A 12,486-nucleotide genomic window follows, 5' to 3' on the forward strand; every position below is an offset into this window, starting at 1 on the left:
GTGGCGATCAAGGTGTCCTGCCACCAGTTTGCAGGAAAAGTTGCCGCGGAGGCTGCATGCACGTTCTGGTCCTGGGAAGTGGCGTCATCGGGGTGTCCACGGCGTGGTACCTGAGCAAGGCCGGGTTCGAGGTGACCGTGGTCGATCGCCAGCCCGGTGCGGCCCGCGAAACCAGTTACGCCAATGCCGGCCAGCTGTCCTTCGGCTATGTCTCGCCCTGGGCCGCGCCGGGCATTCCGCTCAAGGCGATGAAGTGGCTGACCGAACGGCATGCGCCGCTGGCGATCCGCCCCGGCACCGACCCGCGTCAGTACCGCTGGATGGCGCAGATGCTGGCCAACTGCACCGCCGAGCGCTATGCGGTGAACAAGGCGCGCATGGTGCGCATGACCGAGTACAGCCGGGACTGCCTGGACGCACTGCGCGCCGAGACCGGCATCGAATACGAAGGCCGCCTGCTGGGCACGCTGCAGCTGTTCCGCACCCAGGCGCAGCTGGACGCGGCGGCCAAGGACATCGCGGTGCTGGAGGATTTCAACGTGCCGTACGCGCTGCTGGACCGCGCCGGCACCATCGCCTGCGAGCCGGCGCTGGCCGCGGCGCAAGCGCCCATCGTCGGCGCCCTTCGCACGCCCAAGGACCAGACCGGCGACTGCTACCTGTTCACCACGCGCCTGGCCCAGATGGCCCAGGCCGCTGGCGTGACCTTCCGCTACGGCTGCAACATCGAGCGCATGGAGCGGCAGGGCGATGTGGTCACCGGCGTGCGCATCGATGGCCGCCTCGAGACCGCCGACGCTTACGTGATGGCGCTGGGCAGCTATTCGCCCGGCCTGATCGAACCGCTGGGCCTGCCGCTGCCGGTGTATCCGCTGAAGGGCTACTCGCTGACCCTGCCGATCACCGATGCGTCCATGGCACCGACCTCCACCGTGCTGGACGAAAGCTTCAAGGTGGCCGTCACCCGCTTCGACGACCGCATCCGCGTGGGTGGCATGGCCGAGGTCGCAGGCTTCGACCTGTCGCTGTCCCCGCGCCGCCGCGCCACCCTGGAGATGGTGGTCAACGACCTCTATCCGCGCGGCGGAGACCTGCGCGCGGCCGAGTTCTGGACCGGCCTGCGCCCGGCCACGCCGGACGGCACGCCGATCGTCGGCGCCACCCCGTTGCGCAACCTGTACACCAACACCGGCCACGGCACCCTGGGCTGGACCATGGCCTGCGGTTCGGGCCGTTTCGTCGCCGACCTGGTGGCCGGGCGCGCGCCGGAGATCGACCCTTCCGGCCTGTCCATCGGCCGCTACCTGCCCGGCGGGCGTCGCTGATGCGGCCTGCGCGCGCGTGGATCGACCTGGACGCCCTGCGCCACAACTACCGGCAGGCCCGGCAGCTGGGCGGCGGACGGGCGCTGGCGGTGATCAAGGCCGATGCCTACGGCCATGGCGCGGTGCGCTGCGCGCAGGCGCTGGAGGCCGAGGCCGATGGCTTTGCCGTGGCCTGCATCGAAGAAGCCATGGAGCTGCGCGAGAGCGGCATCCGCGCGCCGATCCTGTTGCTTGAGGGCTTCTTCGAACCCGAGGAACTGGCGCTCATCGAACGCCTGGGCCTGTGGACCGCGGTGGCCTCCGATTGGCAGGTCGAGGCCCTGGCGCGCCATCCAGGCGCCGCGCCGATCAACGTTTGGCTGAAGCTGGACACCGGCATGCATCGCCTGGGGCTGTCGCCAGCGGCTTTCCGCGCCGCGCATGCGCGCCTGTCCGCGCTGCCGCAGGTGCGCGTGCAGGTGATGATGAGCCACTTCGCGCGCGCCGATGAAACCGGCTGCCAGCGCACCACCGAACAGGCCCAGGTGTTCGCCCAGACCATCGCCGGTCTGCCGGGCGACACCAGCCTGTCCAACTCACCGGCCCTGCTGGCCTGGCCGCAGGTGCGCGGCCACTGGGCGCGGCCTGGCCTGATGCTCTACGGCGCCACGCCGCTGCCGGTGGGGGCTGCCCTGCCGGTGGAACTGAAGCCGGTGATGCACGTGCACTCGCGCGTGATCGCCGTGCGCGACCTGGCCGCCGGCGAGCCGGTCGGCTACGGCGCGCGCTTCGTCGCCCAGGCGCCGGTGCGCGTGGGCGTGGTGGCCATGGGCTACGCCGATGGCTATCCGCAGTTCGCGCCCAATGGCACGCCCATCCAGGTCGATGGCGCGATGACGCGGGTGATCGGCCGGGTGTCGATGGACATGCTGACCGTGGACCTGACCGACCTGCCCAACGCCGGGGTCGGCAGCGAAGTGCAGCTGTGGGGCGATGCGCCCAGCGCCAGCGTGCTGGCCCAGCACTGCCAGGTCAGCGCCTACCAGCTGCTGTGCGGGCTCAAGCGCGTGCCGCGGTCCTATCGCTAAGCACCAGCCTTAAGCGCGCTGCGGCGATCTGTCCAGCAAGCTGCGGATGCGCGCGGCGTCCGCCGGCCCGGTGGGCGAGTACACCACCATGCCCAGATCCGGACGCCCATCGACCGAGAAGGCCGAATACTCCAGCGACAGTCGGCCCGCCACGGCGTGCAGCAGCACCTTGCTGCCTTCGCCGTGGGCGCGCACGTCGTGGTCGCGCCACAGCGCCTGGAACTCGGGGCTGCGCCGACTCAGGTCCTCGACCAGCGCCGCCACCTGCGGCAGGTCGCCGGCGCGCGCAACATCGGCGCGGAAGGCGGCCACCACGAAACGCGCCACGCCCTGCCAATCCGGCTGCGCAGCGCGCACGCGCGGGTTGCAGAAGATCTGCCGCAGCACATTGCGCTCGCCGGGCGGCAGCTGGCCGTAGTCGGTCATCACCACCGAGGCGGCGCGGTTCCAGGCCAGCACGTCCCACCACAGGGTCTTGATGAAGGCCGGACTGGTGTCGAGCGCATCGAGCACGCGCTGCAGGCGCGGGGTGACGCCGGAGGCGCCACGCACGGCCATGCGCTCGGGCGGGCGGCCCAGGCCGAGGAAGAACAGATGCTCGCGCTCGACATCGGTCAGCATCAGCGCCGCTGCCAGGCGCTCCAGCACCGGCGCCGACGGCGCACCGCCGCGCCCCTGCTCCAGCCAGGTGTACCAGGTGGCACTGACGTGGGCGCGCTGGGCCACCTCCTCGCGGCGCAGGCCAGGCGTGCGCCGGCGCGCGGAAGGAAAGCCCAACGCCGCCGGATCCAGGCGCTCGCGCCGGTCGCGCAGGAAGGTGCCCAGTGGACTTGCATGAGCGGCCATCGACGATTCCGTTGGATGATCCCGTTAGTGGCTATACCCGGATAACGCCACGTATTTACCCGTATCTTCGCACGCCCCAGGCTGGCCGTCCTTTTTCGCTTCAGGAGCTCGACCATGCGTGTGTTCGTCACTGGCGCCACCGGCTTCATCGGCTCGGCCGTCGTGGACAACCTGCTCGCCGCAGGCCATCAGGTGCTCGGCCTGGCCCGCACCGACGCGGCCGCGGCGCAGCTGGCCGAACGCGGCGCTGCCGCGCACCACGGCAGCCTGCAGGACCTGGGCAGCCTGCAAGCCGGCGCCGATGCCTGCGATGGCGTGATCCATACCGCTTTCATCCACGACTTCGGGGACTACCAGGCCAACTGCGAGATCGACCGCCATGCCATCGCCGCGATGGCCCAGGCGCTGCGGGGCTCGGCGCGCCGGCTGGTGGTGACCTCCGGCACCATCGTCGCAGGCGGCAAGGTGGCCCTGGAAAGCCAGGCCGCGCCGCAGACCGGCGCAGTGCCACGGGCGGCATCGGAGGCCGCCGCGGCCCAGGCGGTGGCCGAGGGCGCCGATGTGGTGCTGGTGCGCCTGCCACCCTCGGTCCACGATGCGGGCGACCACGGCTTCGTGCCGCACCTGATCCGGCTGGCGCGCGAGCGCGGGGTTTCGGCGTACATCGGCGATGGCTTCAACCGGTGGCCGGCGGTGCATCGCCGCGATGCGGCGGCGTTGTTCCGCCTGGCGCTGGAACGCGGCCAGCGCGGCGCGCGCTACCACGGCGCCGCCGACAGCGGCGTGCCCTTCCGCGATATCGCCAGCCTGATCGGCCGGCATCTGCAGGTGCCGGTCAAGGCGCTGCAGGACGATGCGGTGCACGGGCACTTCGGCTGGTTCGCGCACTTCGCCGGGGTCGACAATCCCTGCTCCAGCACCTGGACGCGCGCGCAGCTGGGCTGGCAACCCACCCATCCCGGCCTGCTTACCGATCTGGACCAGCCGCACTACTTCCAGGATTGAACCGATTCGACAGTCACGGCCGCGGCCCTACACTGCGGCCCCATGACCGAAGAATCCCCGAACGATCTCGCCCGTCGCCCGCTCGCCTGCGGCCGCACGCTGCGCCTTGCCTGCGGCCCCCTGGAAGTGCTGGTTGCGCCGGAGGCCGGTGGCCGGCTGGCCCAGGTGATCCACCAGGGCCAGCCCTGGCTGATCGGCCCGGACGATGGCTATGCGGCCGCCGATGCCTGGGGCGCATTCCCGATGGTGCCGTGGTCCGGGCGCGTGCGGCACGGGCAGTTCCGTTTTGACGGGAAGCCCCACCAGCTGCCGATCAACCTGGGCGACCACGCGATCCACGGTTTCGGCTTCGACCGGCCCTGGCAGATCGAAGACCTCGGGCCGCAGCACTGCGTGCTGACCCGCGACATGCCGCAGGACGCGGCCTGGCCGTTCGGCGGCCGTGCCGAGCATCGCATCGCCGTGGACGAGGACGGCCTGCATCTGACGCTGTCGCTCACCGCCGGCGCGCACGCGATGCCGGCGCCAGTGCTCGGCTGGCACCCGTGGTTCCGCAAGCCCGATGGCGTGCACTTCACCCCCGAGGCGGTCTATCCGCGCGATGCCGAGGGCATCGCCACCCTGCCCACGCAGCCGCCAACGCCGGCGCCCTGGGACGATTGCTTCATCAACCATGCACCGGTCCAGGTCGCCCTGCATGGCGCAACGCTGGAGCTGACCGCCGACTGCGACCATTGGGTGGTCTACGACACGCGCCCGTACTCGACCTGTGTCGAACCGCAGACCGGCCCGCCCGATGGCTACAACCTCTTTCCCGAGGCGCGCCTGCCGGCTGGCGCCACCGCGACCGCACATTTCCACTGGCGCTGGCGCTGATTGCCGCGCCGGCCGCGTGCCGCGCGTCAGCCCCGCTCCCACTTCCGCATCGGAGACGTTCGATATGACTTCCCGCATCGCCTGCGCGCTGTTGCTCGCCACCCTCTCGCTGTCCGCGCTCGCGCAGGCGCGCCAGCCCGTCCAGAGCGCGCCCCAGGCCGCACGCCTGGACAAGGCCCGACTGGCGCGGCTGGACGGCGCGCTGCAGGGCTATGTCGATGACGGTCGCATCGCCGGCGCGGTGGCGCTGGTGCTGCAGGACGGCAAGCCGGTCTACCAGCGCGCCGTGGGCTGGAGCGACAAGGAAGCCAGGCGGCCGATGCGCGAGGACACCCTGTTCCGCATCGCCTCGCAGACCAAGGCCATCACCAGCACCGCGGTGCTGATGCTGGTGGAGGAAGGCAAGCTGACGCTGGAAGAGAAGGTCAGCAAGAAGATCCCCGCCTTCGCCCACACCACAGTCATCGGCGAGGACGGCAAGACCGTGCCGGCCAAGCGCGAGATCACCGTGCAGGACCTGCTGACCCACACCGCCGGCATTTCCTACGGCACCGACGCGCGCGTGGCCGAGGCCTACCGCGCCAAGGCGCTGGGCCCGGCCGCCGGCTGGGGCTGGTACACCGCGGACAAGGACGAGGACACCTGCACTTCGATGGAGCGCCTGGCCTCGCTGCCGTTCGTCTCCCAGCCGGGCGAGAAGTGGGTCTACGGCTACAACACCGACATCCTGGGCTGCGTGGTCGAGCGCGCCTCGGGCATGTCGCTGGAGGCCTTCATCCGTACCCGCATCACCGGGCCGCTGGGCATGAAGGACACCCAGTTCTTCCTGGACCCGGCCCAGCGCGAGCGGCTGGCGGTGGTGTACGCCAGCGACGCCGACGGCCACGCCGTACGCGCGCCGGACGGCAGCAAGGGCCAGGGGCACTACGTGGATGGCCCACGCCGCAACTTCGCCGGCGGGGCAGGGCTGCTGTCGACCGCCCGCGACTACGCGCGTTTCCTCGAGGCCCTTCGGCGCGGCGGCACCCTCGATGGGGTGCGGCTGCTGTCCCCGCGCAGCGTGCAGCTGATGACCCATCGCCAGACCGACACCTATCCGGTCGATGGCCGCGGCTTCGGCGATGGTTTCGAGATCACCGAGCGCCCCGGCGGCAATGGGCTGGACGGGGTGGGCGCGTTCGGCTGGGGCGGCGCCTATGGCACCACCTACCGGGTCGACCCGCAGTCCGGACTGGTGCTCCTGCTGATGATCCAGCAGCTGCCCAACGCAACGGATATCGGTGCGGTGTTTCCAGCGTTGGTGTACCAGGCGCTGGATTGAGCTGTCCTCAGCGGGTGTAGGCGCCTTGGACTTCCCGCGAAACGCTCCCTCATCCGCCCTTCGGGCACCTTCTCCCGCAAGCGGGAGAAGGAAGGTGGGTCGGTTTGCGCGCGCGGGCTGCGACGGCGGGTTCGTCGGTCGCGCTGCATGGTGGGAAACTCCGGCCGCTCGGTTTGCGCTTTAGAGATTGCAGTTTGCAGTTTCCGGCTTTCGCGCTGGTCGTCGTTTGTCGTTCCAAGCGTCGGATGACTGAGTGGGCGCTGATCGTCCAACGATGGCGCTAGCGTCGACCCTCTATGGAACGCGTCATTCCCCTGCCGGCCTTTCATTCCTGCCTGGGAGAGAGGGGACTCGGACTGATCCCCTGCAGGCAATCTTGCCCACCGCAGTGCAGCGCGACTCGCGTCCCTTCTCCCGCGTGCCGGAGAAGGTGCCAGAAGGGCGGATGAGGGCGCATGCGCGCGCGCCCTGCTCGACCGCATGAACGCCCCTCATACCCTCCGGTCTTGCTGCGCTGCAATTTGTATTACAAATTCAATCGAATTAGGCTCGATGAGTCTTGGGGAATCGAGCGGATGCCGGCGCATGAAGATGCTGAAGGGGTTGCTGTTCGCCGCGACGTTGTCCGTCGCCACGCTGTCGCAGGCCAAGCAGCCGGATCCGCCAGGACAGGTGGCCCCGGGCGAGAGGCCGGTCAACGAGGCCTACCTGTTCGCGCACATGACCCACGCCGACTACGGCCGGCTCTACTACAGCGTCAGCCTCGATGGCCTGCACTGGTCGCGCCTCAACGACGGCAAGCGCATCACCGATGACTACCGGGGACATCCGGATATCGCGCAGGGGCCGGATGGCACCTACTACATCGTCGGCAACCAGAGCGATGCGGCCACCGCCATCGACCTGTGGTCCTCGCGCGATCTCATCACCTGGTCGCGCTTTGGCAGCTACACGCCCGACCTGAAATCCACGCCCGGCTACGCCAACGCGCTGCAACGCATCGGCGCGCCCAAGCTGTTCTTCGACAAGGCCTCGGCGCAGTTCGTCCTGACCTGGCACACCCCGCACCTGGAAGGCACCGAGGAAGACGGCGAGCGCTACTGGGCCAGCCAGCGCACGCTGTATGTCACCTCCAAGGACCTGAAGACCTTCTCCGCCCCGCCCAGGCGCCTGCTGGACTGGGAGATGGGCACGATCGATGTGTTCCTGCGCCACGAGGAAGGCAAGTACTGGGCGATCCTCAAGGACGAGACCTACCCCACGTTGCAGTGGGTGACCGGCAAGACCATCCGCATCGCCAGTTCCGATTCGCTGCTGGGGCCATACAAGGACTTGAGCCCGCCGATCAGCCCGAACTTCCGCGAAGCGCCGATGCTGATCCCCTCGCCCAACGGCAAGGCCTGGTACCTGTACTACGAGCAGTATCCCGGCGTGTCCTACGGCCTGTCGGTGTCGGAGAAGCTGGGTGGCCCGTGGTACCAGATCTCCGGCTATACCTTCCACGACGACTGGGACAAGTACGGGCTGCCGCCCAAGGTCCGGCACGGCACCATGATCACCCTCTCGCGCGCGCAGTACGACGCCCTGGTAAAGAAGTTCGGCATCGAAACATCGCAGCGCTGACCTACAGCGCCGCAGCAGGGCGCCGCGCGCCGCGTCGGTCGCGCACCTCCGCCCCTTTCGCCTCCGACGCACCACACGCTGGGACGCGTCTGGCATCCGGCGCCGTGGACCGTCTGGAGAAGCACATGACCCTGCATGCCCACACCGCTGGTGCGGTCCGCCCGATCCGGCCGCGCCTGTGGCCACTGGCGCTGTCGCTGGCCGCGCTGTCGCTGGCGCTGCCGCTGGGCGCGCAGCAGCAACGCGCCCAAACCGTCCCGCGACAACCGGTCGATGGAGCCAGTCCGCTGGTCGGCACTGCGCCACTGGACCGCCAGGACCTGATCGGCAACGCGCCGCCCCCGGGCGAGCCGCTGTACTCGGGCATCACCTCCCCGGGTGCGCGTCTGCCGCACAGCGCCACCGAGGCCGCGCCGGTCAACGTCAACCTGGAGTTGAGCTACCCCACCGGGGTGCCCACGCCCTACCACTACCCCAACCCCACCATGTTCGCCTTCACCGGCGGCGGCGGTTCCTCGTATGGCGGCCGCGCCGAGCCGATGATCATGCCGGTGGTGGGCGACTGGACCGTGCCGCCGGTCTACACCGCCGCGTCCTACGACAAGTCGCGCGAAACCGCCTCGCCCGGCTACTACGCCGTGCACCTGGATACCTTTCGCACCCAGGTCGAACTCACCGCGACCGCGCGCACCAGCCTGATGCGCTTCACCTTTCCGGAAAGCCAACGCGCCAACGTCATCCTCAACCTGCGCCGCAAGGGCGGCCAGGTGGAGGTGGTGGATGCGCGCACCATCCGCGGCATGTCCGCCAGCGACGGCGCCAAGGAGCGCAGCGAGGACGGCCCCTACTTCGTCGCCGAGTTCTCCAAGCCCTTCGCCGCGCTGGGCACCTTCAGCTCCAACCAGCAGCACGTGGGGTGGGGCATCGGCGACAAGGACGTGGCCCCGGACCGCCGCAGCGTGTCCGGCCAACACGCCGGCGCCTACGTCACCTTCCACACCAAGGCCGGCGAGCAGGTGCTGGTCAAGCTGGCGCACGGGCACAGCTACGCAGAGGCCGAACAGCGCCTGCGCGCCGAGAGCAAAGGCTGGGACTTCGATGGCGTGCGCGCGCAGGCCCGCCAGGTGTGGGCCAGACTGTTCGACCGCGTGCAGATCAGCGGCGGCACCCCGCAGCAGCGCCGGATGTTCTATTCCACCCTGTTCCAGTCCTTCGCCAGCCCGCGCCTGGTCGCGCACAAGGGCGAGCGCTTCACCGACCGCAACGGCAAGGTGCAGGTGGCCCAGCACGACCGCTACGGGCCGGTGCCGTTCTGGGACACCGGGCGCAACCAGATCGTCCTGATGATGCTGCTGGAACCGGACGTGGTGCAGGACGTGATGCGATCTGAGCTGGAGATGGCGCGCGAGCGCGGCTACATGAACACCTCCTTCCATGGCGACCACGCGATCTTCCTCTACAACGGCGCGCGCCAGCGCGACATCGACTTCGATTACGCCGACGCTTACACCTACCTGCGCAGGAACGCGACCGACCCGGCCGGTCCGCGCGGCTATCTGGAGGAGTACGACAGGCAGGGCTGGATCTCCGACATCGTGCCCGAGGGCAACCCCAGCCCGCCCTATGCCGGTGGCAAGGCCGGCGCCGACAAGACGCTGGAATACGCCTGGGACGATCACGCCCTGGCTGACTATGCCCAGGCAATGGGCAAGCGGGACGATGCGCAGCTGTTTTCCCGGCGCGCGTCCAACTACCGCAACGTGTTCGACGCCTCGGTCGGCTTCATGCGCGGCAAGACCGCCGATGGCCAGTGGATCTCACCGTTCGATCCAGGCGAGCCCTACTACAACTTCATGATGAAGGAGGCCTCCGGCTGGTCCACCGTGTGGCTGGTGCCGCACGACGTGCAGGGCCTGATGCAGCTGCTGGGCGGGCGCGAGGCGTTCAACCGCAAGCTCGACGCCTTCTTCTCCACGCCCTACGCGCCCAAGGGCATCTGCCGCGACTGCACCGGCATGATCGGCCAGTACGTGCACGGCAACCAGCCCGACCAGCACGCGCCCTATCTCTACGCCTGGAGCGGCCAGCCGTGGAAGACCCAGGCCCTGGTGCGGCAGATCCTGCGCGACATGTACGGCAGCGATGCCAGCGGCAACGGCTATGCCGGCATGGACGACCAGGGCGCTACTTCGTCCTGGTACGTGCTCAGCGCGATGGGCTTCTACCCGGTGGATCCCTCCAGCCCGGACTACATCATCGGCAGCCCGCTGTTTGACGCGGCCAAGCTGCGCATGGGCAATGGCAAGCTGCTGGAGGTCGTCGCGCGCAACAACAGCGAGGCCAACCGCTACATCCAGTCGGCCACGCTCAACGGCAAGCCGTGGACCAAGCCGTGGTTCAGCCACAAGGACATCGCCAATGGAGGCCGGTTCGAGTTCGTCATGGGCCCCGCGCCGAACCAGGACTGGGGCAGCGCCCCGGGCGCCGCACCGCCGTCGATGTCACAGGCCCCGGTGGGTTCGGAAGGCTGAGCGAGACGCGCAGCCAGCGGCTTGGGTCCAGGCTGCTCAGCGAAGTCAGCGCACCGGAGCGCAGACATGGATCGACGCGTTCGCGTCACCGCGCTCACGCCACATTCCAACAAAAAACCCGCTTCCGAAAGGAAGCGGGTCTTTGTTGTTCAGGCCTGAAGACGCAGGCTCAGAACGGAATGTCGTCGTCGGCGAAGTCGTCCATCGGTGCCGGCTGCTGCGCCGGTGCCTGGCGACGCGGCTGCTGGCCGCCGCCCTGGTTGCCGCCACCGTAACCGCCGCCACCGCCGCCGTAGTTGTCGCCGCCGCCGCGCTGGCCGCCGCCACCGCCACCGTACTCCTGGCGCGGCGCACGCTGCGGGCGATCCCCGCCCATGCCACCACCGCCACCGCCGCCATCACCGCGGCCGCCCAACATCTGCATCTCGTCGGCGACGATGTCCGTGGAGTACTTCTCCACGCCATCCTGGCCGGTGTACTTGTCGTAACGGATCGAGCCTTCGACGTAGACCGAGCTGCCCTTGCGCAGGTATTCGCCGGCGATCTCGCCCAGCTTGCCGAAGAACACCACGCGGTGCCATTCGGTGCGCTCCTGGGTGTTGCCCTCGCGGTCCTTGCGCACGCTGGTGGTGGCCAGGCTGGCGCGGGTCACGGCCATGCCGCTCTGGGTGTACTTGGTTTCCGGGTCATTGCCCAGGTTGCCCACCAGGATGACCTTGTTGATGCCACGCGCCATGAGAAAAGTCCCGTCAGTCAGCGATTGGCCTGCGGGAAGCAGGCTGAGAACAGTGAATTATACCCGCTCGCGATGCGGGCATCGGCCGTCCTCCCGCCCGCGGGTCAGAAAAGCCCCAAGCGCCTATAATCCGGCGACATTCCCCGGCGCCCGATGCATGTCCGCTGTCCAGATTTCCCGCTCCGCCCTGGCCCTGCCGCAGATCCAGGCGCTCGCCGCCCCGGACATGGAGGCCATCGACGCGCTGATCCGTCACCGGCTGGCCTCGGACGTGGTGCTGATCAACCAGATCGCCGACCACATCATTTCGGCCGGCGGCAAGCGCCTGCGCCCGATGCTGGTGGCCCTGGCCGCCCGCGCCTGCGATACGGACAACGCGCGGCACCACCAGCTGGCGGCCATCGTCGAATTCATCCACACCTCCACCCTGCTCCACGACGACGTGGTGGATGAGTCGGACCTGCGCCGCGGCCGCAGCACGGCCAACGCCCTGTGGGGCAATGCCCCCAGCGTGCTGGTCGGCGACTTCCTGTATTCGCGCAGCTTCCAGCTGATGGTGGAGCTGGACAGCATGCAGGTGATGCAGATCCTGGCCGACACCACCAACCGCATCGCCGAGGGCGAGGTGCTGCAGCTGCTGCACGTGCACAACCCCGACACCGACGAGGCCGCCTATCTGCGGGTGATCGAGCGCAAGACCGCGGTGCTGTTCGCCGCGGGCACCCAGCTGGGCGCCCTGGCCGCCAACGCCGACCCGGCCACCCAGCAGGCGCTGTACGACTACGGCATGCAGCTGGGCTATGCCTTCCAGATCGCCGACGACGTGCTGGACTACACCGCCGACGCGGCCGACCTGGGCAAGAACCTGGGCGACGATCTGGCCGAGGGCAAGGCCACGCTGCCGCTGATCCACGCCATCCGCCACTCCGACGCCGCCACCCGCGAGCGTCTGCGCAGCATCGTGCAGGATGGCCAGGGTGATGCCATGCCCGAGGTGCTGGCTGCGATCCAGGCCACCGGCGGGGTCGAGTACAGCCGGGCCAAGGCGGTCGAATACGCCCGCGCCGCCGAGCGCGCCCTGCAGGCCCTGCCGGACAACGACGCCACCGCGGCCCTGCACGGCCTGGCCCGATACGCGGTCGAGCGCCAGCACTGA

Annotated in this window: 10 protein-coding genes; 8 read left to right on the forward strand and 2 right to left on the reverse strand. The window is 69.3% G+C overall.

The window, feature by feature from the left end; genetic code table 11:
- Window positions 1-56: 56 nt before the first annotated feature.
- Both EPA99_RS01725 and alr read left to right on the forward strand, forming a co-directional pair.
- On the forward strand, window positions 57-1,325 hold the full coding sequence (locus EPA99_RS01725; protein ID WP_129469454.1) for a D-amino acid dehydrogenase: 1,269 nt from the start codon (window positions 57-59) through the stop codon (window positions 1,323-1,325).
- Window positions 1,325-2,392 carry an alanine racemase gene (alr, locus tag EPA99_RS01730; protein ID WP_129469455.1) on the forward strand — a complete coding sequence of 356 codons (1,068 nt, stop codon included), beginning with the start codon at window positions 1,325-1,327 and terminating at the stop codon, window positions 2,390-2,392. Before EPA99_RS01725 ends, alr begins: the two co-directional genes overlap by 1 nt.
- A 9-nt stretch (window positions 2,393-2,401) precedes the next feature.
- Here alr and EPA99_RS01735 read toward each other — a convergent pair whose 3' ends face one another.
- Window positions 2,402-3,238, reverse strand: coding sequence for a helix-turn-helix transcriptional regulator (locus tag EPA99_RS01735; protein ID WP_129469456.1), 837 nt, complete (start codon window positions 3,236-3,238; stop codon window positions 2,402-2,404).
- Window positions 3,239-3,352: 114 nt separating this feature from the next.
- Here EPA99_RS01735 and EPA99_RS01740 point away from each other — a divergent pair, with 114 nt between their 5' ends.
- The 5 genes from EPA99_RS01740 to EPA99_RS01760 all read left to right on the forward strand — a co-directional run bounded on the left by EPA99_RS01740 (window position 3,353) and on the right by EPA99_RS01760 (window position 10,594).
- Entirely contained in the window at window positions 3,353-4,243 is an 891-nt protein-coding gene (locus EPA99_RS01740; protein WP_129469457.1) for an SDR family oxidoreductase, read from the forward strand.
- Window positions 4,244-4,285: 42 nt separating this feature from the next.
- Window positions 4,286-5,119, forward strand: coding sequence for an aldose 1-epimerase (locus EPA99_RS01745; RefSeq protein ID WP_129469458.1), 834 nt, complete (start codon window positions 4,286-4,288; stop codon window positions 5,117-5,119).
- Between the two features lie 64 nt (window positions 5,120-5,183).
- Complete coding sequence (locus tag EPA99_RS01750) at window positions 5,184-6,440, forward strand: serine hydrolase domain-containing protein (protein WP_164978526.1); 1,257 nt, start codon at window positions 5,184-5,186, stop codon at window positions 6,438-6,440.
- 585 nt (window positions 6,441-7,025) lie between these two features.
- Window positions 7,026-8,063 carry a glycoside hydrolase family 43 protein gene (locus tag EPA99_RS01755; RefSeq protein ID WP_129469460.1) on the forward strand — a complete coding sequence of 346 codons (1,038 nt, stop codon included), beginning with the start codon at window positions 7,026-7,028 and terminating at the stop codon, window positions 8,061-8,063.
- Between the two features lie 125 nt (window positions 8,064-8,188).
- On the forward strand, window positions 8,189-10,594 hold the full coding sequence (locus EPA99_RS01760; protein WP_129469461.1) for a GH92 family glycosyl hydrolase: 2,406 nt from the start codon (window positions 8,189-8,191) through the stop codon (window positions 10,592-10,594).
- 169 nt (window positions 10,595-10,763) lie between these two features.
- Here the strand turns inward: EPA99_RS01760 and EPA99_RS01765 are convergent, their stop codons facing one another.
- Entirely contained in the window at window positions 10,764-11,330 is a 567-nt protein-coding gene (locus EPA99_RS01765) for a single-stranded DNA-binding protein (protein ID WP_129469462.1), read from the reverse strand.
- Between the two features lie 157 nt (window positions 11,331-11,487).
- On the opposite strand from EPA99_RS01765, the gene EPA99_RS01770 reads away from it, so the two are divergent.
- Window positions 11,488-12,486, forward strand: coding sequence for a polyprenyl synthetase family protein (locus EPA99_RS01770; RefSeq protein WP_129469463.1), 999 nt, complete (start codon window positions 11,488-11,490; stop codon window positions 12,484-12,486).

Origin of the sequence: Pseudoxanthomonas composti (assembly GCF_004122095.1) — a bacterium.
In the GTDB taxonomy this organism is placed as follows: Bacteria; Pseudomonadota; Gammaproteobacteria; order Xanthomonadales; family Xanthomonadaceae; genus Pseudoxanthomonas_A; species Pseudoxanthomonas_A composti.